Below are 23,623 nucleotides of genomic sequence, written 5' to 3'. Positions count from 1 at the left end.
CGATGCAGTGGGTGAACGCGCTCTCCCAGCTCCCTTCCCTAGAAGCGGCTCTGCGGCAGGTGGTGGAGGAAGCCAAGGCCAAGCTTCAGGCGGCCCAGCTGAAAAGTGCCTTGAGTCGGCAGGTGCAGACGGTGGGATCCGGCAGCTTGCCGGGGCTGCTGACAGGGTATGTTCCCGCTCAGCCTCTGCGGCCCAACCTGGGGGTTTTGTTTGTGTCGGCGGCCTTTGCCAGCGAATACATCCGGGTGTTGCCATTGCTGTCGGGGCTGCTGGAGGTGGACGTTTTGATCGGCTGCTCCGGGGGTGGCATTGTGGGTGGCGGGCATGAAATTGAGGATGGCCCGGCTCTCTCCTTGTCTTTGGCGGTCATGCCGGAGGTGGTGCTGCATCCTTTTCATCTGCGGGGGAACCAATTGCCAGACTTGGATGCGGCTCCTTCTGCCTGGGTCGATTGTGTTGGGGTTTCGCCGCAGAGCAAGCCTCATTTTCTGCTCTTGGCCGATGGATTTTCCTCTGGCATCTCAGAGTTGCTGCAGGGGTTGGATTTCGCCTATCCGGGATCCGTCAAAGTGGGGGGATTGGCCAGTGGGGGCCGCGGCCCTCGGGGCAATGCTCTGTTTTTGCTGGATGCGCGTACCCTCACACCTCGGCGGGAGCTGTATCGAGAGGGCACAGTGGGGCTAGCGCTCTACGGCAATGTGGTGCTGGATGCAGTGGTGGCCCAGGGGTGTCGCCCCATTGGGGATCCCTTGCGGGTGACGGAAGCAGAGGGGAATGTGATTCTTGGCTTGGAGGGTCGCCCTCCTCTAGCGGTTTTGCAGGACTTGGCAGAGCGGCTCAGTCCCGTGGATCAGCGATTGGCCCGCCACTCTCTCTTCATCGGCCTGCTGATGGATGAGTTCAAGTCGGAGCCGACGCCGGGAGATTTCCTCATTCGCGTAATCTTGGGCGTTGATCCGCGCGTGGGGGCGCTGGCCATCGGGGATCAGGTGCGCCCTGGCCAGACGGTGCAATTTCATCTGCGGGATGCCCAGACTTCGGCAGAAGATCTGCGTTGGGCCCTCAGCCGCTATTGTGCCGAGCGCAACTTGAGGCAAAGCCCCTCTCAACCGAGGCCGGAGCCTTGTGGGGCGTTGATGTTCTCCTGTTTGGGGCGAGGCAAGGGCCTGTACGGCACTCCCGATTTTGACTCGCAACGGTTTCGGGAATTGCTTGGAGAGCTGCCCTTGGGGGGGTTCTTTTGCAATGGTGAGATCGGCCCCGTTGGGGGATCCACCTTTTTACACGGCTACACTTCCTGCTTCGGGATCTTCCGGCCCGCCCACTAGAGGGGGGATCCCTTGCCCTAAGAGCCGGCAAAATTAGATAGACTGAGGATCTGCTGTCAACAGCTTGGTCAAGGGTTTCTCATGCAGCTTCATCTTAGCGAGCCGCCACTCACTCAAGGGGAATGTGCCCTGGTCTATTGCTTTGCCGCTTCCGGCGGGAATGGCCGCTTTCCTCTGCCCCCTGAGATCGCCTCTTGGGATGAAAAGGCGTGGTCAGGGCTGGTGGCGGAAACCGTTCAGGAGCAGGGGTTTCAGGGGAAGCCGAATAGCAGTGTTGCCCTGCGCCTGACAGGAGAGATCCGCAAACTGGTGTTGGTGGGGCTAGGGGATCCCGCGGCCCTAACGCTAGAAGCCCTACGACGGGCCACAGCCAACGGCCTGCGCCAGGCTCACAGCTTAAAAGCCAAGCAGGTGATGCTGTCTTTGCCGGAGACGGGGTTGGATCGGGTGCGTGGGGTTCAGGCGGTGGCCGAAGCCTGCCTACTGGTGGCGCACCGGGACAATCGGTTTAAATCCTCAGCCAAAGGGGAAGAGGAAAACAGCTTTTCTGTGCAGGAAGTAACCCTTTTGGTGCCGGGGCTGGCCCAGGCTCGCCCCGATTACGAAGTCGCGCTGCAGCGGGCCATTGAGATGGCGGCAGGAACCATCTTGGCTCGGGAATTGGTGGCTGCCCCCGCCAACATTGTGACTCCTCTCGCCCTGGCCGATACCGCCCGCCAACTGGCCCAGGAATATGGTCTAGAGGTGGAGATTTTGGGACAGGAAGAATGCGAGGCTCTGGGGATGGGGGCTTTTTTGGGTGTGGCCAAAGCCTCTGACCTGCCGCCCCAGTTTATCCACCTCACCTACAAGCCGCCACAAGGGGATCCTGTTACCAAATTGGCCCTGGTGGGCAAGGGGCTGACCTTTGATTCCGGTGGGCTGAACATCAAAACCGACTCCCGCAGCATCGCCATGATGAAAACCGACATGGGGGGAGCAGCGGCAGTTTTGGGAGCTGCACGGGCCCTAGCCGCCCTCAAGCCGCAAGTGGAGCTGCACTTCATCGTCGCTGCCACGGAAAACATGATCAGCGGCCATGCCATCCACCCAGGGGATATCCTCACCGCTTCTAACCAGAAGACCATTGAGGTCAACAACACCGATGCAGAAGGCCGCCTCACCTTGGCAGATGCCCTGGTGTTTGCGGAAAAGCTGGGCGTCGATGCCATCCTCGATCTGGCTACCCTGACCGGTGCCTGTGTGATTGCCCTGGGGGAAGAAATTGCCGGCTTGTTCACCCCGGATGAGACGTTGGCCCAGGAGCTACAGCAAGCTGCCAACCTTTCCGGCGAAAAAATCTGGCGCATGCCGCTGGAAGAAGGCTACTTCGAGGGGCTTAGCTCCATTGTGGCCGACATGAAAAACACCGGCCCCCGCTCAGGGGGATCCATCACCGCTGCCCTGTTCCTGAAGCAGTTTGTGGAGAAAACCCCTTGGGCCCACCTGGATATAGCAGGCCCCGTTTGGACAGAGAAGGATGCAGGCTACAACAACAAAGGGGCCACCGGTTATGGGGTGCGCACCCTGGTGGAGTGGGTCTTGGCGCGGCAAGCCGCAGCAGCTTGCTCATAACCCCGCCTTTCTGGACGTTGGGCCTTGAAAAAGCATCTACTGAGGGAGGAGCCAAGGGCTGCTTGGCTGGAGCTGTCCGATCCCTAAAATAGGCTTAAAAAAGAGTCTAGGTATTGAGTAGCACTTTGCAAGGCTTCCCCTCAGGGAATAGGATCCCCGCATCAAAGTAGCTGGCACAAGGCCCCCTGCGCCGGATCCTCCCATGAAAGACCTTTACCGCGAGCTGGAATTACAGCCCAATGCAACTCTAGAAGCTAGAAGAAATTAAAGAGAGCTACAGGCGGCTTGCCAAAGAATACCATCCCGATAAACTTCACCCAGATACACCTGTTAAGGGGCGGCAGTACATTGAGGAAAAGTTTAAGTCTATTCAGGAAGCATACTCGGTCCTGAGTGATCCTGTGAAGCGAAAAGCCTATGACTCCCAAAGGCTTTCCCAGACTTCGCCCACAAAAGGGAGCGGGTATGACCAAGACTTAAAAGCAGAACGCGGTTACAGCACACAAGATGGCAAACCTTGGCCCTTTGACTTCGACAAGATAAAGGAAGCTGCAGAAGAGATAGAACGTCGTAAGAAAAACATCGAGGCCAACTATAACCAAAGAGTAGAGCAAGTTAAGTCTGAGTTAAGGAGAAACTTGATCTCTATCGGAATAAAACAAGAGGAAGCTAAAATTGATCATACCTTTGCCACCAAAAGTGACACTATACTGGGTGCCCTCTCGCTTTTAGTCCTGAGCTTGTTCATTGGTGCCTTAAGTAGCTCAATCGGGCTTGTGCTCTTTCTAATCTCAGTTATTAGTCTTTTTATGGCCATTTTTGATAAAGGATATAGCAAGTCGCAAGTTGAGAGCGCTAAGAAGCTACAGGAAGAGGCAAAATCAGTAATAGCCCAGATAGAGAAAGATAGGAACTCGAAGCTTTCCCAGCTTGAGCTTCACTGTAGAAGTAGGATCGATCATTTTAAAGCTGTCCCTATCGAATCTATATCCCCATTTTATAAGTGGGCTGAGTGGGGAGGATCAGCTATTTTTGCTAACTGCAATGAAGGAAAAGGCAGATGCTAAAAGCCTAGAAGAAAACTTGAAGATAGCGGCTGGAGTTGCTGTGGGTATTGGCATACTAGCTGCTTTATTTGGGCTTGGAGGTGGATTTTACCCATTTTGAATTTTGATCTTAGGAAGAGGCAAAACACTGCTTCATCTCCTGCAGCACCTGGGCATCTTGAGAGGCCGTTCTCGCGCCCGCCTGAGCAGCCCAGCACTTAAGACTCTCGATTTGGTCGCGGGCAATCGAGGCCAAGGGCACGGTTTCGCGGATGGCCTGCAGGATATCCTCTTGGGTAAAGTCCCGCCGGGCGCCGCTGCCACTGCCCCCAAAGGCGTTGTACATGGCATCTACAATGGCTTGCTCGATCTCGGCCCCGCTGAAATCCTGAGCTGCGGCTGCCAAAGCTTCCAGGTCGAACTCCCGCAGGCGGCTGGGGCGCAACCGCTGCAAATGCACCCGGAAGATCTCTTTGCGCTCAGCCTGGGTGGGCAGGTTCAAGAAGAAAATCTCGTCAAAGCGGCCCTTGCGCAACAGCTCCGGCGGCAGCAGCGGCACGTTGTTGGCAGTGGCCACAATGAAAACGGGGCTGGTCTTCTCCTGCATCCAGGTAATCAGGCTGCCAAACACCCGGCGGCTGGTACCAGAATCTCCATCGGCACTGCTGGTGATGTTGCCAAAGGCTTTGTCGATCTCGTCGATCCAAAGCACGCAGGGGGCCATCGCCTCCGCCAGTTGGATCATCTGCCGCACCCGGCTTTCCGACTCGCCGACGATGCCGGCAAACAGCCGCCCGGCATCCAATCTCAGCAGGGGCAGCCGCCACTCATTGGCGATGGTCTTGGCGGAGAGGGATTTGCCGGTGCCCTGGATCCCGACCAGCAGCACGCCTTTGGGGTTGGGCAGGCCATAGCGCCGCGCCTCTTCGGTAAAGGCTTCTTGCCGCACTCGCACCCAGGCCTTGAGGTTATCCAGGCCCCCCACACTTTTGAGGGTCTCGCGGGCGGTGAAAAACTCCAGGATGCCGGTTTGGCGGATGGCCTGCTTTTTCTCCTCCAGCACCAGGTCGATATCGGCTTCATTGACCTCCTGCTTGGCGGCCAAAGCGCGGGCCAAAACGCGGCGAATACGTTCTCGGCTCAGCCCTTGACAGGCTTTGACCAGTTGCTCGCGGGCCAGAGGGGTAAGCTTGAGCTTATCTGGAGCCACATAGAGCTGGATGAGGCGGCTGATCTCTTCGCTGTTGGGCAGGGGAATATCGACGACGGTGATCTCCTCCGTCAGGTCGCTGGGCACTTCCAGGGTGTGGCTGAGCAGGATCAGCATCTTGCGGGTGCGTTTTAGCTCGCGGCTGAGGTTTTTCAGCTCCCGGATGATGGGAGCGTTTTTGTCGCTGCTGGCGTTGCGCAACACAAAGTGCAGATCCCGCAGCACAAACAGGGTGTCCTCGTTGGGGGCAGAGCGCCACACCCGCCCCAGAGCTGCCATGATGGAGCCCCGATCCTCGCCTGTATCTTGCCAGCCCCGCACCAAGTCCCAGAACAACAATTGCCGCGGTGGGTCTGTCCGTCTGGCTACTTGGGTTAGCACGGCATCGGCAGGCTCTTCTTCTGGAGAGACCAAGTAAACCAGGGGGTAGCGGGCCCGGATCATCAAATCCAGCTCTGTCACCAGCCCTGCTTGCAGCTCCGCCGGGATCTCGACCAGGGCAGGATCCCTGCTGTCTGGATTTGTTTTTCTTGCGGCTTCTGTCATCGCCTCTGGAGTTTAGAACATCCTTACTTCATCTTCCTCTCACTTGTTCAGAAACCATTTGGATTGGAACAGCCAATAAGCAGCAAAATGCTCACGGTTGAGCTTCACGGTTGATCTTTAGGATAGGGCAGGGATCCCTTGCAGTTCGGCCAGCATGGTGCGGGCTGTCTGGGTGGGATCGGCAGCTTCCATCAAAGCCCGCACCACAGCTACACGGGTGGCCCCAGCTCGACGCACCTCGGGCAGGTTGTGGGGATCGATGCCGCCGATGGCAAACCAGGGCAGGTGGGCTTTCTCGGCAGCCAGGCGCACATACTCCAAGCCGGCGGGGGGTTTCTCCGCTTTGGTGGGGGTGGGGTAAACGGGGCCGACGCCAATGTAGTCCACGTCGCTGTTCAGGGCTTGGGCCAGCTCTTCGGCGTTGGTGGTGGACAGGCCAATGAGCCGCTGGGATCCCAGGAGGTGCCGAGCTTGGGCGACCGGCAGATCCGTCTGGCCCAGGTGAACCCCATCTGCCTGGCTGACCAGAGCCAAGTCCACCCGGTCGTTGACGATCATCAGCGCCTGGTAGCGGTTGCACAGCTGCCGCAGCTGTTTGAGATCCCGCAGCATCTCGCCGTCGGGGAGGTTTTTGCGGCGATATTGCACCAGGGTCACCCCGCCCCGCAGGGATTTTTCCACCACCTCTAGCCAGTGGGGCACAGGGCTGGTCACCAAATAAAGATGGGCTGCCAGGAGACGCTGCCGCAGGGATCCGCCCAGCAGTTCACTTTCCAAGACGTAGAGCCGATAGCGCATGCCTTTGGCCAGCTTGGCCAGGCCAGGGGCCACCCAGTGGTGGGATTCGGCCAACTTGCCGTATTCTTCTAACACCCGCAGGGCTTCTTGCACACGGCTGCAATTGGCTTGCAAGAGGTGGCGGAGATCCCGCCGTTGCTCCTCTTGGGGGTGGGAGATCTGGGTGCCTGGATCGGCGGGGGTATCGCGGGCCAAACGCAGGGGATCGCTGTGCCAGCGGGCTAGGGCTTGGCGCATGGCCTTGCATTCGGCAGAGAGCTCTCCCTCTTCCAGGCCGAAACGAAACCATTCTTCCAATACCCGTAGTCCTTCACGAGCTCGATCGAGGTTGGCATCCAGAATACGGGCGACGGCCTGGGGTTTCATGTTCCCTATACGTGGGAAGAGAGTTGCTTAATTTTTACCAAAAAAATGCGCCTAAAGCCCCGTCCTACCCTTAGCCGGAAGCAAGTCAGTAGGGTGGAGAGTAGTCAATTCACTGTAAATCGGAATGGTTTCCCTGAGGCTGTCCTTGGCCCTGAGGAGAAAGAGGGTGATGCCATAAGGCGTTAAGAAAGGCTTGCTGCGGCGTGTGTCCCCAGGCGAAGGCCCGTGGGCCGGCCCCTTCCGGCAAGTAGGCCCAAGCATAGCGCTCGCAGGCGGGAAAGTAGCGGATCTCCCACCAAGTTCCCCCTACAGGCACATCTTTCACTGCCCGCAAGAAAGGGCCGCGATGGCGGGCGAGGCGCTCTTCTATAAAGTAGGGGCCTTCCAGCTGAAGGGCCTCTACCGCTGCAATCAGTTCGGCTCGTTGTCGCTCATTTCGGATCATCTCCCGGGTTCCCCTCTTGGATTGGCTCTATTCTATGAGGAGATTTCTGGTGAGCTGGGGGATCCCTCTTGATTCAGCCCAGATTGCGCCTACGGCAAGCTGTGGAAACCCAATGGAATCCAACGAATCCACCGCAGGTGCTGTGTCTGAGCAATGGACACGGGGAAGATGAGGTGGGCAGTCGCCTTGCTGTTGCCCTAGTCCAACTGGGGATCCCGGTGCAAGCCTTGCCGATTGTGGGAGAAGGGACAGCCTACCAACGCCAAGGGATCCCCCTGCTGCCCATTGCCCAGGTGATGCCGTCGGGGGGGTTTATTTATCAGGATTGGCGGCAGTTGTGGCGGGATTTGCGGGCCGGTTTGCTGGGGCTGACGGGGCGGCAATTGGCGTTGGTTCGGCGGGCAGCAGCCCAGAGGAACCTGGTGCTGGCCGTGGGGGATATTGTGCCCTTGCTGATGGCGTGGTGGAGCGGGATCCCCTACGTCTTTGTGGGCACGGCCAAGTCGGACTATTACTGGCGAGATGAACGGGGGCCCTACCGACGCCCCTGGATCCCTTTTGGGCAGCCGATTTCCGATTACCTGCCCTGGGAGCGCTGGCTGATGGCCCACCGACGCTGCCTGGGTTCTTTTTTGCGGGATGAGCTGACGGCTACAGCTTTGCAAAAACGGGGCCTGAGGGCCTTTTACCTGGGCAACCCGATGATGGATGGCCTAGAGCCACGCGGGACATTGCCTTTGGATCCCCACCGACCGGCCTTGCTGCTCTTGCCCGGATCCCGTCCGCCGGAAGCCTATCGCAACTGGGCCCTGATGATGCAGGTGGTGGAGCGGCTCCCAACGGAGCTGCAAGTCTATGCTGCCCTCAGCCCCAACCTGGAACGAGACCCGCTTCAGGCTCGGATCCCATCTCAGCGCAGCGATGTACTTCTGGTTTGGGGGGACTTCGGCGCCTGTGCCCAACGAGCAACGGTGGTGCTGGCCATGGCGGGAACGGCCACCGAGCAATGTGTGGGCTTGGGAAAACCGGTGGTGACCCTGCCGGGAGAGGGACCGCAGTTTACCCCGCGCTTTGCCGAAGCACAGACTCGTCTTTTGGGATCCGCCGTCCACCTGACCTCAGTGGAGCAGGCTCCCGCCGTGGTTGGCCGGATTCTGGAACGCCTGGCCGCCGATCCCAACTACGCGGCTGAGTTGCGGGCCCATGGACGCCGCCGCATGGGATCCCCAGGGGCCGCCCGGCGCATTGCCGCTCAACTTCGAGATTGGCTCAAGCCATCCGGCCCGGTTTTGGAACCGTTCGAGCCAGGTATATCGTGAAATAGAGAACGAGCGATTCAAAAGCCTGACTGATTTCCGTTGGATCCAGTTTTCCGTTTTATTTAGAATTTAATGATGTCAAACCTTTTGGGGTTGGAGAGCAGTTGGTGGATCCCTTGCTATGGGTGGGCGGGAACAGCTTTGGCCATTCCCTGGGCAACGGGGTGGGTCAAGCGCAGTGGCCCGCGTCCGGCAGCTTACCTCAACATCCTTCTGACTTTTGCCGCCTTTGCTCATGGCCTTTGGCTGTTGCGGCAGGTTTGGGGTCGGGATCCCCAGATCCTGAACTACCCCTGGTTTCGGGTGGCCGATCTGGATTTGACCCTGTCTTTGGAGATCTCGCCCCTGACAATGGGGGCCGTCGTCTGGATCAGCGGTTTGAGCTTGCTGGCCCAGATCTATGCGCTGGGGTATTTGGATAGGGACTGGGGCCTGGGTCGCTTTGCCGCCCTGATGGGCTTTTTCGAGGGGGGAATGACAGGGATCGCCCTCAGTGACTCGCTGTTTTTCAGCTATGCCCTGCTGGAGATGCTCACCCTTTCCACCTATTTGCTGGTGGGCTTTTGGTACGCCCAGCCTCTGGTGGTGACGGCGGCGCGGGATGCGTTTTTAACCAAGCGGGTAGGGGATCTGCTGCTGCTGATGGGGGTGGTGGCAATTTCCAACTTTTCTGGGGCCTTGACGTTTTCTGACCTGCGGGACTGGGCGGCTACGGCCAGCTTGGATCCCACCTGGGCAGCTTGGATGGGCTTGGCCTTGATGGCGGGGCCCTTGGGCAAATGCGCTCAATTTCCGCTGCACCTGTGGCTGGACGAGGCGATGGAAGCGCCCAACCCGGCCTCGATCCTGCGCAATTCGGCAGTGGTGGCCTGCGGGGCTTTTGTGCTGATTAAGCTGCAACCGCTACTGGCCCTGTCGCCGATTACGAATGGGGTCTTGGTGGCCATCGGCACGATCACAGCCCTGGGCGGATCCCTGGTGGCCTTGGCGCAAATCGATATCAAACGCACCTTCTCCTACTCCACGAGTGCCTACTTGGGGTTGGTGTTTGTGGCAGTGGGAATGCAGCAGCCGGAGCTGGCCCTGGAGCTGCTGCTCATGCACGGCTTGGCTAAGGCGCTGCTGTTTATGGGGGTGGGATCCCTCATCTACACCACCGCTACCCAAAACCTGACGGAATTGGGAGGGTTGCGCAGCCGCATGCCGGCCACAGTTGCCGCCTTTGCGGTGGGATCCCTGGGGATGGTGGCCCTGCTGCCGCTGGGGTGCTTTTGGACGCTGGCCCGCCTGGCGCTGGTGTACGGCGTTTTGCAACCGGCCCTGGTGGGGGTGCTGCTGTGGGTAAACGGGCTGACGGCTCTCAACCTGGCGCGGGTGTTTGGCCTGGTCTTTTTGGGATCCCCGCAACCCAAAACCCGCCGGGCCCCTGAGGTGGGCTGGTTGATGGCTCTGCCCATGGGCATCCTGACGGTGCAAACCTTGCTCATGCCCTGGCTGTTGGGGCGCTGGGGGCTCTATCCCGACTGGAACCCGCAGCTGAGGTGGATGGCGGCTCTGCTGACGGCTGCTGGGCTGGTGGGGGCAGCCATTGGCGGCTGGCTGTACTGGGGGGACCAACGGAGGGTATATCTGCCCTGGCCGGAGTTGCAGGATCTGCTGGCCCACGACTTTTACACGGGGCACCTCTACCAAGCCCTGGTGGTGCAACCGGTCGGCGCCCTCTCCCGCGGATTGGAGTGGCTGGATCGCAACGGAGTGGACGGCTTGGTGAACGGGGTGAGCCTGGCCTTTTTCTTCAGCGGCGAAGCCCTCAAGTACACCCTGTCGGGGCGGATGCAACTCTATGTGCTGGTGATTGTCATCGGGATGGTGTTGGTTACAGCTTGGCTACTGCGTTCGCCCCATTTGGGGTTGGCCTATTGATGGGAGAGAGCCATGTTGAGCCTTTTGATTGGGATCCCGTTGTTGGGGAGCATCTTGATTGGGTTGATTCCCGAGCAGGCGGGGAAGGGCTTGCACCGGGCTTTGGCCTTGGGGTTTGGGTGGGTTTTGTTTGGCCTGAGCGCGGGGCTGTTGCTGATCTTTGACCCCCACCTTGGATCCCTGCAATTGGCGGAAAAGATGGCCTGGATCCCCCAGTTGGGCTTGGTTTATGAGGTGGGAGTGGATGGGATCTCTCTGCCTTTGGTGGTGATGACCGGGCTACTGGTGTTGATGGCCATTTGGGCCAGCGGCCAGGTGGAGCGGCCCCGCCTCTACTACAGCTTGGTGCTCATGCTGGCGGCAGCGGTGGCCGGAGCTTTTTTGGCTCAGAATTTGCTGCTGTTTTTCCTGTTCTATGAAGTGGAGCTGATCCCCCTGTATTTGCTCATCGCCATCTGGGGAGGGCCACAGCGCACCTATGCAGCCACCAAGTTCTTGATTTACACAGCTCTGTCAGGGATCCTGCTGTTGGTAGGCTTTTTCGGCCTCAGTTGGCTGAGCGATGCCCACAGCTTTACCTATACCGTCCTGCAGGCTCACCCCTTGCCCCTGGTGCAACAAACCCTGTTGCTTATTCCCATTCTGCTGGGGCTGGCCATCAAGATCCCCTTGGTTCCCTTCCACACTTGGCTGCCAGATGCGCATGTGGAGGCTTCCACTCCCATTTCCGTGTTGCTGGCGGGTCTGCTTTTGAAGTTGGGCACCTACGGCCTGTTGCGCTTTGGCCTGCAGCTCTTACCGGATGCTTGGCAGCAGGCAGGGCCCTGGCTGGCCGGTTGGGCGGTGGTTAACGTGCTGTATGGATCCCTGAACGCCTTGGTGCAGCAGGACATGAAAAAGCTGGTGGCCTACAGCTCCATTGCCCACATGGGCTACATTCTCTTGGCAACGGCAGCGGCAACCCCTCTATCCCTGGTGGGATCCGTCTTCCAGATGGTCAGCCACGGCCTGATCTCGGCGCTACTGTTTCTACTGGTGGGAGCCGTCTACACCAACACCGGCACACGGGATCTGAGGTTGTTGCAAGGGTTGCTCAACCCAGAGCGGGGCTTGCCGTTGATTGGTAGCTTAATGGTGCTGGGGGTGATGGCCAGCGGCGGTACACCCGGCATGGTGGGCTTTATCGCCGAGTTCGCCATCTTTCGGGGCAGCTTCCCCGCGTTTCCGCTACAGACCTTGTTGTGCATGATGGGGACAGGGTTAACGGCAGCTTATTTCCTACTGATGGTGAACCGCGCCTTTTTTGGTCGGCTATCGGAAGTGGCCACGGCTATGTCGCGACAACAGGTGAGGGAACGGCTGCCGGCTGCTGTCTTGGCAACACTGGTGGTGGTGCTGGGCCTACAACCAGCCTGGGCGACACAGTGGATCGAGCCCACAACGGCTGATCTGGCGAAATCTGTGGCTCTCAGCGCGCCTGCCACCGAAGGTGTGGTTGGAAAGTTGACCTGTTTCATGGCCTGTGACTCCTCTTAAGGCGCCTTCGACTTTGCCGCTGCTGTTTTTGCTGTTGTCTCAAATGCCTCAAACTGTTGATCGAAGCTGTAGATCTAGCTGACTCCGCCCATGACGTTCACCTTGCCGCGTGATGGATCTTCTCTTCCGGTCTCCCATTTTTTCCTGGCGGGCCTGGATCCTCTGGATCAGGTGCGCATCAGCCCGATTTTGCAGCGTCTGGAGGCAGGGGGAGCCCTCTTGCCGGATGCGCAGATCCATCGCCTGGAGGTGATCGGGATCCTGCACAGCTACGGAGAGGTTCTGGACGCCTATTCTCGCAACTTGATCTTCATTGCCGACCACCAATTTTTGGAGCTCTTCCCGGCGTTTAAGTATTTCAACGGCGAGATTACCCTGGGCAAATGGCTGCGCTACCTGTGGCATGACCGCATCAACTACGAGTTTGCCGAATACTGCATGAAGGCTATGCTCTGGCATGGGGGAGGGGGGCTAGACCGCTACCTGGATACTCCCGAATTTGTCCAACGGGCCAAGGCCGCCATCCGAGCCAAAATCCGCTTTAACCCCTTCTTGCAGGGCTTGGGGATCCTGTTTCCCGACTTTGCTCTGGAACAGGTGCGCATGCTGGCCATGTACAGCGGCTTGGGCCAGTTTTGGCGGGTGATGAGCGATATTTTCCTGTCTCTGTCCAAGCGCTCTGAGACAGAACCCCACCTCACCATCCCCGAGGTAGTGGCCCACATTCAGCAAGGGCTGGTGGCCGCCGCCGACAAACCCATCGCCTATGCTCCCTGCATCTGGGGCCGGCGCTATGAGATCATTCCTCTCTCAGCAGGCCTGACCTTCCTGCCGGATACGGCCATCCCTTATGTGGAGGCGGTGTTTTTCCGCTCTTTTCCCTTCATGGGTACGGTTTCCTACAACGCCCAGGCCGGTCAGATTCCGCAAGAGCAGGCGGATTTTGCCTATGGGGCCCTGTATGCCGACCCACTGCCGGTGGGGAGCGCCGGGATCCCGCCTACCCTGTTGATGCAGGATATGATGCGCCACCTGCCCCCCTACTTGCGAGAGCACTACCGCCGCCAGCCTCGCGGGGATGATGACCTGCGGGTGAAAATCTGCCTTAGCTTCCAAAAGGCCATGTTCTGTGTTACCACTGCCGCCCTGCGGGCTCTTGCCCCCTTCCCTCTGGAAACTCAGGATCCCCAGCAGCAAATGGCCAACCGAGAGTTTCTCACCCCTTGGTTGCAGCGATTGGCGGGATCCCGGCTGTTAAGCATGCAGGAAGTTTTTGGTATGTGATGCTGAAACTGCGCGGCAATACGGTGATGTCAAAGACAAGTTAAGGCTCGAGGGGCGTCCGTTATCTGAGAATGGTGTCTGGATTGCAGCCCTTGCACTGTAACATGCTCTGTTTTTGGTAACACGCGACGCTCGTTTTCAAGAAGTAGAGCGCTTGCAAATAGCAATGTGGTGAGTAAAGCCACCGCATAACAACCCGGTCGGAGCCAACTGCCGAAAGTCTTCAGGGTGGTCTTTCCATATTTTGATTCTGTTCCTTTTGCTAAATATGTAGGAAATCTAAGGGCTAACGGCCCCCAGAGCGAAAGGAACTGTGCCAAAAAGTCAGCCGCTTTTCGACCATTACAATCAACTGATAAGCTAGGGCGCTGATAACGGTGGCATAAATGATGGCCGCCCAGACGATGTCGAAATTGAAGCGAGCCGCCTCGATCCGGATGCGGAAGCCCAGACCAAGCCCCGGAGCGGCAAAGAATTCCCCCACAATGGATCCAATCATCGCCAAGGTGAGCGCCAGCTTGAGGGCATTAAAAATGTAGGGCAAAGATTGAGGGATCCGCACCTGCCAAAACACTTGCCCGGCACCGGCCCCGTAAGAGCGCATCAAATCCAATTGGCTGGGATCCACCGAACGCAACCCTCGCACCGTGTTGAGCACCACCGGAAACAGCACCACCACCGCCACCACTGCTGCTTTCGAGGGCCAGTCGATGCCAAATGCCCCCACCATGACCGGGGCCAAAGCCGGAATGGGAATACTGGAGAGGGCTGCCAAATAGGGCAAAACCCCCTGTTCGATCTTGGGAAAACGGGCCAAGAGCGCCCCCAGCAACAGGCCGGATCCCACCCCCAAGCCAAACCCCACCAGCGCCTGTCGCACAAAAGTTTGCACTGCATCTCGCATCAGGGCAGCTCGCGCCATCCAGGCGGCCTGCAACACCCGCGTTGGGGTAGGCATTAATCCCGGCGGCACCCGATAGCCCACCAGCAATGTCTCCGTAAGCAGTAGTCCCAACAGCAAAATCAGCAAGGGGGGCCCCCATCCCCGCCCGCGTCGGCCCAAGCCCCAGCAGCCTGTTCCCCCAATCCAGGCGGCCAGCAAAACTGCCGGCAAAAACCAGCTTGGCGTTGCTTCTGGTACCGTTCCTCGCAGGATCCCCAAAGCCAGCAGACCCCAGAGGTAGAAGATCTCGTCTCTCCAAACAAGCAGGCCCTTCCAGAGGTTGAACGAAGCAGGTACAGCCGGTTGCATGGCCAATTGGGAATTGCGTTAACCCAGTCACCTTCTATCCAAAACCATTCTCACGGCCCAAGCAGAATCACAGAACACCACGTTAAGGCTTGGAAGTGGGATCCGGTTTTCGGCTAGAATATTCTCTCTAGGCGAGTGTTTTCTGGTTGAGTTGTGGGGTGGCGTAGCCAAGTGGTAAGGCAGAGGTCTGCAAAACCTCTATGCGCCAGTTCGAATCTGGCCGCCACCTTTCAAACCTCACTTGCATCCCAAGCAGGGCAAGCATGAAAGACAAGCTGATATTGATGATCCCCGGCCCCACTCCCGTTCCCGAGAGTGCTCTGCTGGCGATGGCACGGGGGCCCATCGAGCACCGCAGCAAAGAGTTCACCGCCATTTTGGAAGAGGTCACCGATGGGTTGCGCTGGCTGCACCAAACCACCTCAGATGTGTTTGTCTTTTCCGCCAGTGGCACCGGCGCTATGGAAGCCGGGATCCTCAACACCCTCAGCCCTGGGGATCGGGTTTTGGTGGGGGTGAACGGCAAGTTTGGGGAGCGCTGGGCGGAAATGTCCGAGCAATTTGGCCTTCGGTGTGAGCGGGTGGAAACTCCCTGGGGGATCCCTTACCCCGTCGAGATCTTCCAAGAAAAGCTGGCTGCCGACCGGGAAAAAACCATCAAAGCTGTTATCCTCACCCACTCGGAAACTTCCAGCGGCGTAGCCAACGATGTGCAAGCCATTGCTGCTGCTGCTCGCGAGCATGGGGAAGCCCTCGTCCTGGTGGATGGGGTCACCAGCGTGGGGGCAATGCCGGTGCTGATGGACGAATGGGGCTTGGATGTGGTGGCCTCGGGATCCCAGAAAGGCTACATGATCCCACCGGGCTTGGGATTTGTAGCCGTGAGCCAACGGGCCATGGCCGCTTCACAACGTTCGACCTTTCCCAAGTACTACTGGAGCTTTAAGCTGGCGCAAAAGGCTCTGCACCAGGGCACCACTCCCTTTACCCCGGCGGTGAACCTGTTTTATGCCCTGCGAACGACGTTACAGATGATGCGGGCAGAGGGTTTGGAGGCCATTTACCGGCGTCATGCCAGGTTATCCCAAGCCACCCGCGCCGGTGTTAAGGCTCTGGGCCTTAAGCTCTTGGTTGATCCAGAATCTGCGGCTAGCCCCGCCGTGACAGCCGTGCTGGCTCCCGAAGGGATCAATGCCGATACCCTTCGCAGCATCTTGAAGAAGCAATTTGATCTGGCCACTGCTGCCGGACAAGATCACCTCAAGGGCAAGATCTTCCGCATCGGCCATTTGGGCTTTATCAGCGACCGCGATGTGCTGATGACCTTGGCTGCTCTGGAGTCGGCTTTACACACGGCGGGCTACAGCGACTTCACTCCAGGGGCAGGAACTCGTGCTGCTGAGGAAGTACTGGCCCACGGCTAGGGATCCCTTCTGAACCCTCAGCTCAGCGGCCTTTGACACATGGCACTGACCCCTACCCCTGGCTACAATGGGGGGACATGCTTAATAAAACTTCAGAACCCAAGGGTGGCTATGGCTGTCAGCTTGGAACGGGATCCCTGCGTGGTGGCTTCCGCTGTGGAGTTGCGGCAGGTGCTGCAGAGGGTTGGCCCCCATTCTTGTCCCTTGCAGTACAACTTTCACCTGCATACCCGCTGTTCGGATGGGCAGATGGATCCGGTGGATCTGGCGGAGCAAGCACGCCGGCACGGTCTGAAGGGACTGGCCATCACCGATCACCACACCCTGAAGGGCTACGAACGAGCACGCACCCACTTGGATCGTCCCGACGACCCCATCCTGTGGCCGGGGATCGAGATCACCGCAAACCTGTTGGGCTGTGAAGTGCATATTCTCGGCTACGGCTTCGATCCCACCGATGGTGTCCTGGATCCCTTTGCCCAAGGGGAGCAGGTTCCCGGCTTGCCCGCCGCCGACGCGATCCAGGCCATTCAAGCGGCAGGAGGCTTGGCGGTGTTGGCCCATCCCTTTCGCTATTGCCTGCCTGCAGAGGAAATTGTCCCAGCAGCAGCGGAGTTGGGAATAGATGGCCTTGAGGTCTACTACGCCTACAAAAACCCGGAGATTTGGATCCCTAGCCCAGAAGTGACGGAGAAAGCGGAAGAGTTGGCCGAGGCCTACGGACTTTTGAAAACCTGCGGCACCGACTCTCACGGCCCCAGTATCCTGAGGCGGATTTGAGCCAGGCTACCCAGAACAAGCTGCTACGGGCGTGGATAGAGCAACTGTCCAAGCCGGCGCAACTGCTCTGCAGTGCCCATACACAGCAGCAGATCCCCCGGCTGCAACAGGGTTTCTCCGCTGGGGCCACCAATCAACTGGCCATCCGCCCGTCGAATCGCCACCACCAAAGCTCCGGATCGGTTGCGCAAATCGGCTTTCCGTAGGGTTTGCCCGACATAAGGACATTCTTGGGCTGCCAGCTCGTACTCCTCCAGGTAGAAAGTGCGATCCCGACCGACAAGGATGCCATCCACAAAGTCCACAACCCGAGGACGCAGGGCAGCCGCCGCCATGCGTTTTCCGCCCGTGATGTAAGGAGAAATGGCATGGGCAACGCCCGCTCGCTGCAGTTTTTGCAAAGCCTCTTCCGTATTGGCGCGGGCAATAGTGCGAATGCGGGGGTTCAGGGTGCGGGCCGACAAGACCACGTACAGGTTCTCGGCATCGGAAGATAGGGCGGCAATCAGTCCCTCCGCCTGTTGCACCCGCGCTTCCAGCAAAGTGGCATCCAGAGTACTATCCCCCTGGAGGGCCACGTATCCCAGCTCTTGAGCCACCTGAATGGCCTCGGCAGACTGATCAATCACCAAAAATGGCACCCCTTCTGCTCGAAACTCTTGAGCCACCTGCCGGCCAATGCGCCCGAAACCGCAAATGATGTAGTGGTTGTTCAGCGCTTCCATCTGTTTCTTCCATTTCCGTTGCCGGATCCCTTCCTGAAAATGTCCCTGGATGAGGGCCTCTGTAAAGCGATTCACCATGAAGCCGATGCTCAAGACCCCCATCAGGATCAAGGCCACCGTAAATAAACGCCCCCGCTCCCCCAGCGGCCCCACCTCCATGAAGCCCACGGTGGTTAGGGTGATAACGGTCATGTAAAAAGCTTCCACCCAAGGCCACTGCTCCACCCCGTGGTACCAGAGGGTGCCGATCAGCACCACACACACCAATGCCCCCACACCCAAGCCGAGGTCTCGCCGGATCCCGGGATCCCTTTTGGCAGCCTGGAAGGGGGGACGAGCAGAAGCCATAGAGCCCAGCCAGATCTAGCCCAGGAAAAGGAAGCAAGAACTAGAATGGGGAAGAACCTGTTGTTGATCGGTAACCAGTGGAGTGCGGATGCCTGAGTACATCAAGGTGGAATATCGGATCGGCAAAGATGGACGGGTCGCCGAGACCGTACTGAATGGTTCTGGCTCCAGTTGTACCCTAGCTACTGCCGGCTTGGAATCAGCTCTTGGAACTGTGCAGAACCGGGAGCTCTTGCCGGAGTTTCACCAACTGACTGAAATCGAGAGGGAGTCAGAAGTCTCTTTGAAGCAAACCCGCTGACTCCATATCCATTTGCCTAGGGTTCTCACCATCTTCTCACTTTTTCTTTTTGCTCCCCTTTCCGGCCGTATTGCCGGCCCGTGCCGCTCCAACCGCAGCCTGAAACAGCCAAACAGCCAATGGAGCAGCGACAACCAAGATGATGCTGGTGGGGCCGACGCCAAAATCCGGCTCGCCAGAAGCCAACTCGAAAATTGAGCCAACAGCAGCAATGGCGCTGAGGCAGGAAACGGCCAAGAGCAGGTAACCTTTAACGCTGGTGGTCATAGAGAACCCGTTTGTGGACTAAACTTGTGCGGCTCGAAGACAAGCCGGTTAGATGCGTATTCATTCGCTAAAAAGCCCTCCCACTCCTGAGAGGGCTAACTTTTATGCTAAAGGCAGGGATCCCTGTCCAGCAAGGCAAAACCAAAAGTGGGATCCCTAGCAGATAGGGTGCGGATTTAGCCGTTCACGATGATCTTGCCGACCATTCCGGCCCCACGGTGGGGCGTGCAGTAGTAGGTGTACTCACCTGGAGGAACATCAACAAAAGCCGACTCCACCACCTGCTTAGGAGCAGTGAGCAGTGCCTTGTGGGAGAGCTTGGCGGCCAGAGCCGCATCTCCACCGGGCACCTTGTCGAAGACAACATTGTGGGGGTAGACCTTGTTGTTCACCCACTGAACGGTATCCCCTTGGTTGATGGTGAGAGAAGGCGGATCGTAGACCAACTGGGCCTTGTCAGATCCCATTTTGACAATGTAGGTCTCGGCAGCAGCAGGGTTGGACAAGAGCGCCACAGCTACCCCCCCAACCACAAGGCTGAGCAGGATGAGCTGCAAACGCTTCACCAGGTTAAAAACTAGAGACATGGATTCCTCTCAAAACGTAACAGCAGTTATCCCAGACTTTGCGGCTCGGTTGCCCCTTTCCAGGTTACGAAGAGCACCCAGCCAGGCGGATGGGCAGCAGGGACAGTTGAATTCCCAATGCTCATTATAAGAGGGCTCATCCCAGAATAGAGCAATGCCCAACTGCGGGGCGGCAACATCCATCCTTTACAGGGAGCCGCGGCAGACCGAACCCGCCAAACAGCACAGCTCTTCTAGAAACCTACGGCAACCCTGTTGCCAGGCAATCCGATGCGGCTGGATCCCCGGCCAGTTGGGGCAGGATGTTTTGGCGGTTGGTGAGCGTGCGCAGGTGACCGAGAGCAAGTTTTCTGGGTTGATCTCATCTCTACCCAAGGGCACTTCGCAAAGTAGAGATTCTTTTTCCGTGGGATCCCTTAAAGTCTAAGAGTGTTTTGTCTAACCAATCCGTAGGGTTGCCGATGCACAAGAAGGGCAAATCATCCTAGCCTTAAAGAGCAGGTTCTTAGATAGTGCTGATTAATATTTCTTCGATATTCCTCGATAGCTTTTTAGCTTTTGGATCACTGTTTGGATCATCCGAAGGCCAGTCGGTTATTTTGCCCTCACCAAATCGGGATTTTGTTAAGATGAGTATACAGCGTTCACCTATAGTCAGATCAAGCAAAGGCCGCCTTGCAACCAGTTTAGAATCGCTGGATCAGCGGCTTAACGTTCAAATCCTGGCCCGTTGCATCGGCAGTGCCTTGAACCTGGGCGCTCCCCTCAGGGTTGAAGTACACTACACCTCAAAAGTGCAGCAGTAAGGTTTTCTTACCAGGCCGATCTGGAGGCACAGCTTCATACTGCAGTTTTTACTTATCTGAGCCTGGAGTGAGTTTTTGGACTTCTTACTTCACTGTATAGCCATATAGCCACTGCTAGCTAAGACAACGCATCTAGCGTATGAGGAAACTCCTCTGGCTCTCTAGAAGAGAGGAGCGAGCGTAAGCCAATTTCTCGGCCAGAAGGTTGTATGGCAGTCGGCTACAGGGATCCCTGAACTTCCTGATCCTGAGATGCTTTGGGGATGAGTTACATTGCCATCGGCCAAACCCTTTGCCAGAGGTTGAAACTCTCTCCCTCTGAGGTGCGGGATCCAGAAACCCTTCTGCCCCGGAGGGCAGGGTGCTCTAAGTTGGCTTAACATTATTTCATGACCGGGCCTGGCCCTCACCTTGCCAAGGGCGGGTGGTCAATATCAGTGCCTAGGGATCCGGCTCAACTTCCTTCCCATTGCAGGCAAAACGACCATGGTAGGCATCTTCAAGCGCTTGTTCGGCTCGCGCGGCAAAGCTGCGGCCACGTCCTCACCGGAAACTGTTGCTAAGCCAACCCCAAAGAAAGCGAAAAACGACAATACTTTTTTTCTCGACCCAGATGAAGCCAAAACCCTTGGCAACATCGAGTATATGCGCACCCCCAGGATCGTGAAGCACACCTTCCAGGATTTCGGCAGCAAGGAGAAGGTGGAGGTGGTGGAGCAGGTCTCTTCCCTCAGCAAAGTTAAGTTGTCCACAGAGCAAGCCAAAACTCCTGAAACTGCTGCTGAGCAGGGATCCTCCGCTTCAAGCAGCAGCGGAGCAAGCCCACGCCGTCAGGGGGGATCGGACATGGATACCTTCCGCAATATGGCCCGCAGCCTAAAACGCAAATAAGCCAAACTCAGGTTGATCCCCGTCAGAGCCGAGCCAGAGGCTGGATCCCAGCTTTCCTCTTCGCAGCAGCGACAGGCGTGATACAACTGCTATCGAACCGGCTAATCTGCGACTGAACTGAGGAGGAGCAATGGCGATTAAGCGAGGCACCTTGGTGCGGGCTATCCGCGAGAAACTGGAGGGTAGCTTAGAAGCGCAGGCAAGCGATCCTTTTATTCCCAACTACGTTTTCGAGACCGCCGGAGAAGTGGTGGATATCAAAGATAACTACCTGCAGATTAAGTTTGGGGCTGTTCCCACCCCTACGGTTTGGCTGCGCGCAGATCAAGTTCAGGAGATTGCGGGTTGAATAGAAGCAGGGAATGCTTCCCATCTCCACACCCTGTGATGGGGTGAAGGGGGAGCCATGGCGCTTCTGGCTGCTCCCACCCGTGAACAACTTTTGCAGCGCAGGCGGCTTTTGCGTCGGCAACGGCGCAGCCGGTTTTGGCAGGGATCCTGGCGCTTGACCAGTTCGATAGCCCTCCTGACGCTGCTGGTGCTGGGCCTACGGCAGCCCCACTGGCAAATTCGTCAGCCAGAACAGATTCAGGTAAAGGGTGCCCACTGGGTCGATCCCGCCTGGATACGGGCACAATTGCCCCTGCAGTATCCCCTCAACATTTGGCAGGTGCAACCGGCTGTTTTGGAAAGGGCTTTGCTGGGATCCCCGACCCGCCCCTCTCCCATCGAAAGCGTCCAGGTGCAGCGGCGGCTGCTGCCGGTGGGTGTCATCGTCCAGGTGCGGGAACGGCAACCTGTGGCGCGCGCGCGATGGGGCGACCAGATGGGCTGGGTGGATGTCCAGGGCAACTGGCTGTCTCCCGATCCCTACCGTTCCCCCAAGTCTTGGCCTGAGCTGGAGCTGCTGGGCTGGGAGAACCACACCCCAGAGCAATGGGCGCTGTTGCTCAGGGCTTTACAGCAGTCTGAAATTCAGATCAGGGCAGTGGATTGGCAATCTGGAGCGGGGATCACCCTGCATACTGAGCTGGGCAACGTCTACCTGGGGCCAATTTCCGACCGCTTGCCCTTGCAAATTCAGACCCTCAACCAAATGCGGGATCTGCGCCGCTACTGCGAGTGTACGCCCGACGACATCGTCCAGATTGACCTCACCAGCCCCAGTGTGCCCACCTTGCAACTTACCCCCACGGCCACCCAGGAGCGCTGGAAAGACGTGCGGATGCCCTAGCTTTGCTATGAACCCGGTGCCGGCGGTGGAGGTGAACCAATTGTGGACAGCTTATCCCGGTCATCCGCCGGTGCTGCAAGGGCTGGATCTACGGGTCGAGGTTGGGCAACATCTGGGGGTGATCGGCCCCAATGGCGCGGGTAAAACTACCCTGTTCCTCACCCTCTGCGGCCTGTTGCCCCCCTGCTCTGGCCAGGTGAGTTTGTTTGGCCAGCCGCTGCGGCCCGGCCAGTTTCGCCCTGAGGTGGGGTTGGTGTTTCAGGATCCCAACGACCAACTGTTTGCCCCATCGGTGGCCGAAGATGTGGCCTTTGGACTGCGCAATTTGGCCCGTCCTGAGGCGGAGATTGCGGCTGCCGTTCAGGCCGCCCTGCAGATGACCGGCACCCTCCATTTGGCCGATCGTCCCCCCCATCACCTCTCTGGTGGGGAAAAGCGCATGGTTGCCATTGCCGGGATCCTGGCGATGCAGCCCCAGTTGGTGCTCTACGATGAGCCGACAGCCAACCTCGATTTGCGAGCCCGGCGCCGGTTGATAGTTTTTTTGCAACAGGCCGCCCACACTTTTCTGCTGGCTTCCCACGATCTGGAGCTGATCTTGGAGGTGTGCGATCAGGTCATCCTGTTGGATCAAGGTCGGATCTGGGCCCAGGGATCCCCAGCCCACCTGATGGGCCAAGCCGACCTCATGGAAGCCCACGGCCTGGAAGTGCCCCCCTCACTGCGCCGATGATCCAGGAGTCGATGAGCGGTGAAAGTTGAAAAGATGTCAAGAATTATTTTTGAATTGATAACAATTTTGCCTCTCTTAATAAAAAGCTATCGTGCTAATTAAAAATATTGATTTTCGTCCAGGATTAAATAGGGATATCATTTTGTTAAGTCGGGGATCCCTTCTCTGAGCTGTCCTAGTCAATTTTGTATGATCGATTTTGTACAAGAAAGATGTGGACTTAGCTCAGAGTTGGCAGCTTTGCCCGCCTGAGTGACAGTTGCGCTTAACCCTGATGGCTCCTACAACCTTTTCCGACTTCAGTCTGAGGTCTGCGGCTGGGCAGAGCCTTCTCCCCTCAGAGGGGGGTCTCTGGTGGCTGGGGTAGGTGTCGCCGGGAAAAGCTGTCAATCGAGATTTGGGCAGAGGATCTCTCTGATGAAATCGAAAGGAGATTGCATGAGCGAACCCAATAAGCGAGATCACTTTGCCTTGTTGCTGGGTTCGACAACGTTCAGGAACTGAGTGTGTTCAAAAGTGGAGAGTTGATATGCCTATTGCAGTTGGAATGATCGAAACCCGCGGGTTCCCGGCAGTGGTAGAAGCTGCCGACGCCATGGTCAAGGCCGCCCGCGTTACCCTGGTGGGTTACGAGAAAATCGGCAGCGGTCGGGTCACCGTGATCGTGCGGGGGGATGTCTCGGAGGTGCAAGCCTCGGTGGCTGCCGGTTTGGAGTCTGCCAAGCGGGTGAGCGGGGGTGAGATTCTCTCCCACCACATCATTGCCCGTCCCCACGAGAACCTGGAGTTTGTGTTGCCCATCCGCTATACCGAGGCGGTAGAGCAGTTCCGCACCTAGTCCCCACTTCAGTAAAGTTCGC

The 23,623-nt window shown here is 57.9% G+C and carries 22 protein-coding genes, 1 tRNA gene and 1 pseudogene; 17 read left to right on the top strand and 7 right to left on the bottom strand.

What is annotated here, in order from left to right; translation table 11 throughout:
- The first annotated feature begins 2 nt into the window (after positions 1-2).
- From NW870_RS02590 to NW870_RS02575, 4 genes and pseudogenes are all read left to right on the top strand, one after another.
- Positions 3-1,328: an FIST N-terminal domain-containing protein gene (locus NW870_RS02590; protein WP_414373761.1), complete on the top strand. Its 1,326-nt coding sequence runs from the start codon at positions 3-5 to the stop codon at positions 1,326-1,328.
- An 81-nt stretch (positions 1,329-1,409) separates the two neighbouring features.
- Positions 1,410-2,942 (top strand): leucyl aminopeptidase, encoded by a 1,533-nt coding sequence (locus tag NW870_RS02585; RefSeq protein WP_414373759.1) that lies wholly within the window; start codon positions 1,410-1,412, stop codon positions 2,940-2,942.
- A 263-nt stretch (positions 2,943-3,205) separates the two neighbouring features.
- Positions 3,206-3,304, top strand: a pseudogene (locus tag NW870_RS02580) (J domain-containing protein); the annotation flags it as partial.
- A gap of 39 nt (positions 3,305-3,343) precedes the next feature.
- Positions 3,344-4,009: a J domain-containing protein gene (locus NW870_RS02575; RefSeq protein ID WP_414373757.1), complete on the top strand. Its 666-nt coding sequence runs from the start codon at positions 3,344-3,346 to the stop codon at positions 4,007-4,009.
- A 109-nt stretch (positions 4,010-4,118) separates the two neighbouring features.
- Here the strand turns inward: NW870_RS02575 and NW870_RS02570 are convergent, their stop codons facing one another.
- The 3 genes from NW870_RS02570 to NW870_RS02560 form a co-directional block, all read right to left on the bottom strand.
- Complete coding sequence (locus NW870_RS02570; protein ID WP_414373801.1) at positions 4,119-5,642, bottom strand: AAA family ATPase; 1,524 nt, start codon at positions 5,640-5,642, stop codon at positions 4,119-4,121.
- 219 nt (positions 5,643-5,861) lie between these two features.
- Positions 5,862-6,908, bottom strand: coding sequence for a thiamine phosphate synthase (locus NW870_RS02565; RefSeq protein WP_414373755.1), 1,047 nt, complete (start codon positions 6,906-6,908; stop codon positions 5,862-5,864).
- A 109-nt stretch (positions 6,909-7,017) separates the two neighbouring features.
- Positions 7,018-7,353, bottom strand: a complete 336-nt coding sequence (locus NW870_RS02560) for a hypothetical protein (RefSeq protein ID WP_011433411.1) — start codon at positions 7,351-7,353, stop codon at positions 7,018-7,020.
- Between the two features lie 68 nt (positions 7,354-7,421).
- Between NW870_RS02560 and NW870_RS02555 the strand changes: the two genes are divergently transcribed.
- The 4 genes from NW870_RS02555 to NW870_RS02540 all read left to right on the top strand — a co-directional run bounded on the left by NW870_RS02555 (position 7,422) and on the right by NW870_RS02540 (position 13,415).
- Entirely contained in the window at positions 7,422-8,672 is a 1,251-nt protein-coding gene (locus tag NW870_RS02555; RefSeq protein ID WP_414344716.1) for a lipid-A-disaccharide synthase-related protein, read from the top strand.
- Positions 8,673-8,744: 72 nt separating this feature from the next.
- Positions 8,745-10,595: an NAD(P)H-quinone oxidoreductase subunit F gene (locus NW870_RS02550; RefSeq protein ID WP_414373754.1), complete on the top strand. Its 1,851-nt coding sequence runs from the start codon at positions 8,745-8,747 to the stop codon at positions 10,593-10,595.
- A 12-nt stretch (positions 10,596-10,607) separates the two neighbouring features.
- On the top strand, positions 10,608-12,131 hold the full coding sequence (locus NW870_RS02545; protein ID WP_414373753.1) for an NADH-quinone oxidoreductase subunit M: 1,524 nt from the start codon (positions 10,608-10,610) through the stop codon (positions 12,129-12,131).
- A 90-nt stretch (positions 12,132-12,221) separates the two neighbouring features.
- Entirely contained in the window at positions 12,222-13,415 is a 1,194-nt protein-coding gene (locus NW870_RS02540; RefSeq protein ID WP_414373751.1) for a CO2 hydration protein, read from the top strand.
- Positions 13,416-13,701: 286 nt separating this feature from the next.
- Here NW870_RS02540 and NW870_RS02535 read toward each other — a convergent pair whose 3' ends face one another.
- Positions 13,702-14,667 (bottom strand): ABC transporter permease, encoded by a 966-nt coding sequence (locus NW870_RS02535; protein WP_414357663.1) that lies wholly within the window; start codon positions 14,665-14,667, stop codon positions 13,702-13,704.
- A 157-nt stretch (positions 14,668-14,824) separates the two neighbouring features.
- On the opposite strand from NW870_RS02535, the gene NW870_RS02530 reads away from it, so the two are divergent.
- From NW870_RS02530 to NW870_RS02520, 3 genes are all read left to right on the top strand, one after another.
- Positions 14,825-14,896: transfer RNA gene (locus tag NW870_RS02530), tRNA-Cys, on the top strand.
- A 34-nt stretch (positions 14,897-14,930) separates the two neighbouring features.
- Positions 14,931-16,091, top strand: coding sequence for a pyridoxal-phosphate-dependent aminotransferase family protein (locus NW870_RS02525; protein WP_414373750.1), 1,161 nt, complete (start codon positions 14,931-14,933; stop codon positions 16,089-16,091).
- A gap of 111 nt (positions 16,092-16,202) precedes the next feature.
- On the top strand, positions 16,203-16,871 hold the full coding sequence (locus NW870_RS02520) for a PHP domain-containing protein (RefSeq protein WP_414373748.1): 669 nt from the start codon (positions 16,203-16,205) through the stop codon (positions 16,869-16,871).
- 23 nt (positions 16,872-16,894) lie between these two features.
- Here the strand turns inward: NW870_RS02520 and NW870_RS02515 are convergent, their stop codons facing one another.
- The gene (locus NW870_RS02515; RefSeq protein ID WP_414373746.1) at positions 16,895-17,944 is read right to left on the bottom strand and encodes a potassium channel family protein; all 1,050 of its coding nucleotides are present in this window, start codon (positions 17,942-17,944) and stop codon (positions 16,895-16,897) included.
- An 88-nt stretch (positions 17,945-18,032) separates the two neighbouring features.
- Here NW870_RS02515 and NW870_RS02510 point away from each other — a divergent pair, with 88 nt between their 5' ends.
- Entirely contained in the window at positions 18,033-18,245 is a 213-nt protein-coding gene (locus NW870_RS02510; RefSeq protein ID WP_414373745.1) for a DUF2997 domain-containing protein, read from the top strand.
- A gap of 36 nt (positions 18,246-18,281) precedes the next feature.
- Here the strand turns inward: NW870_RS02510 and NW870_RS02505 are convergent, their stop codons facing one another.
- Positions 18,282-18,512 (bottom strand): hypothetical protein, encoded by a 231-nt coding sequence (locus NW870_RS02505; protein ID WP_011433402.1) that lies wholly within the window; start codon positions 18,510-18,512, stop codon positions 18,282-18,284.
- 176 nt (positions 18,513-18,688) lie between these two features.
- On the bottom strand, positions 18,689-19,099 hold the full coding sequence (gene petE / locus NW870_RS02500; protein WP_414373743.1) for a plastocyanin: 411 nt from the start codon (positions 19,097-19,099) through the stop codon (positions 18,689-18,691).
- A gap of 1,292 nt (positions 19,100-20,391) precedes the next feature.
- On the opposite strand from petE, the gene NW870_RS02495 reads away from it, so the two are divergent.
- From NW870_RS02495 to NW870_RS02475, 5 genes are all read left to right on the top strand, one after another.
- Positions 20,392-20,796, top strand: a complete 405-nt coding sequence (locus NW870_RS02495; protein WP_414373742.1) for a hypothetical protein — start codon at positions 20,392-20,394, stop codon at positions 20,794-20,796.
- Between the two features lie 130 nt (positions 20,797-20,926).
- Positions 20,927-21,145: an NAD(P)H-quinone oxidoreductase subunit O gene (gene ndhO / locus NW870_RS02490; protein ID WP_414329213.1), complete on the top strand. Its 219-nt coding sequence runs from the start codon at positions 20,927-20,929 to the stop codon at positions 21,143-21,145.
- Between the two features lie 57 nt (positions 21,146-21,202).
- Complete coding sequence (locus tag NW870_RS02485; protein ID WP_414373740.1) at positions 21,203-22,030, top strand: cell division protein FtsQ/DivIB; 828 nt, start codon at positions 21,203-21,205, stop codon at positions 22,028-22,030.
- Between the two features lie 7 nt (positions 22,031-22,037).
- Complete coding sequence (locus tag NW870_RS02480; RefSeq protein ID WP_414373739.1) at positions 22,038-22,763, top strand: energy-coupling factor ABC transporter ATP-binding protein; 726 nt, start codon at positions 22,038-22,040, stop codon at positions 22,761-22,763.
- Between the two features lie 529 nt (positions 22,764-23,292).
- The gene (locus NW870_RS02475; protein ID WP_011430450.1) at positions 23,293-23,601 is read left to right on the top strand and encodes a carbon dioxide-concentrating mechanism protein CcmK; all 309 of its coding nucleotides are present in this window, start codon (positions 23,293-23,295) and stop codon (positions 23,599-23,601) included.
- Positions 23,602-23,623: the final 22 nt, after the last annotated feature.

The sequence above is a fragment of the Synechococcus sp. R50.1 genome (genome assembly GCF_047462115.1).
Lineage (GTDB): Bacteria > Cyanobacteriota > Cyanobacteriia > Thermostichales > Thermostichaceae > Thermostichus.
This window is presented reverse-complemented; position numbering and strand designations above follow the sequence as displayed.

Bases quoted from the DNA above. Each gene is read 5' to 3' on its own strand.
- NW870_RS02535 (WP_414357663.1), bottom strand. From the start codon at position 14,667: ATGCAACCGGCTGTACCTGCTTCGTTCAACCTCTGGAAGGGCCTGCTT.
- NW870_RS02480 (WP_414373739.1), top strand. From the start codon at position 22,038: ATGAACCCGGTGCCGGCGGTGGAGGTGAACCAATTGTGGACAGCTTAT.
- NW870_RS02495 (WP_414373742.1), top strand. From the start codon at position 20,392: ATGGTAGGCATCTTCAAGCGCTTGTTCGGCTCGCGCGGCAAAGCTGCG.
- NW870_RS02485 (WP_414373740.1), top strand. From the start codon at position 21,203: ATGGCGCTTCTGGCTGCTCCCACCCGTGAACAACTTTTGCAGCGCAGG.
- NW870_RS02540 (WP_414373751.1), top strand. From the start codon at position 12,222: ATGACGTTCACCTTGCCGCGTGATGGATCTTCTCTTCCGGTCTCCCAT.
- petE (WP_414373743.1), bottom strand. From the start codon at position 19,099: ATGTCTCTAGTTTTTAACCTGGTGAAGCGTTTGCAGCTCATCCTGCTC.
- NW870_RS02590 (WP_414373761.1), top strand. From the start codon at position 3: ATGCAGTGGGTGAACGCGCTCTCCCAGCTCCCTTCCCTAGAAGCGGCT.
- NW870_RS02585 (WP_414373759.1), top strand. From the start codon at position 1,410: ATGCAGCTTCATCTTAGCGAGCCGCCACTCACTCAAGGGGAATGTGCC.
- NW870_RS02525 (WP_414373750.1), top strand. From the start codon at position 14,931: ATGAAAGACAAGCTGATATTGATGATCCCCGGCCCCACTCCCGTTCCC.
- NW870_RS02475 (WP_011430450.1), top strand. From the start codon at position 23,293: ATGCCTATTGCAGTTGGAATGATCGAAACCCGCGGGTTCCCGGCAGTG.
- NW870_RS02510 (WP_414373745.1), top strand. From the start codon at position 18,033: ATGCCTGAGTACATCAAGGTGGAATATCGGATCGGCAAAGATGGACGG.
- ndhO (WP_414329213.1), top strand. From the start codon at position 20,927: ATGGCGATTAAGCGAGGCACCTTGGTGCGGGCTATCCGCGAGAAACTG.
- NW870_RS02505 (WP_011433402.1), bottom strand. From the start codon at position 18,512: ATGACCACCAGCGTTAAAGGTTACCTGCTCTTGGCCGTTTCCTGCCTC.
- NW870_RS02520 (WP_414373748.1), top strand. From the start codon at position 16,203: ATGGCTGTCAGCTTGGAACGGGATCCCTGCGTGGTGGCTTCCGCTGTG.
- NW870_RS02515 (WP_414373746.1), bottom strand. From the start codon at position 17,944: ATGGCTTCTGCTCGTCCCCCCTTCCAGGCTGCCAAAAGGGATCCCGGG.
- NW870_RS02560 (WP_011433411.1), bottom strand. From the start codon at position 7,353: ATGATCCGAAATGAGCGACAACGAGCCGAACTGATTGCAGCGGTAGAG.
- NW870_RS02545 (WP_414373753.1), top strand. From the start codon at position 10,608: ATGTTGAGCCTTTTGATTGGGATCCCGTTGTTGGGGAGCATCTTGATT.
- NW870_RS02565 (WP_414373755.1), bottom strand. From the start codon at position 6,908: ATGAAACCCCAGGCCGTCGCCCGTATTCTGGATGCCAACCTCGATCGA.
- NW870_RS02550 (WP_414373754.1), top strand. From the start codon at position 8,745: ATGATGTCAAACCTTTTGGGGTTGGAGAGCAGTTGGTGGATCCCTTGC.
- NW870_RS02570 (WP_414373801.1), bottom strand. From the start codon at position 5,642: ATGATCCGGGCCCGCTACCCCCTGGTTTACTTGGTCTCTCCAGAAGAA.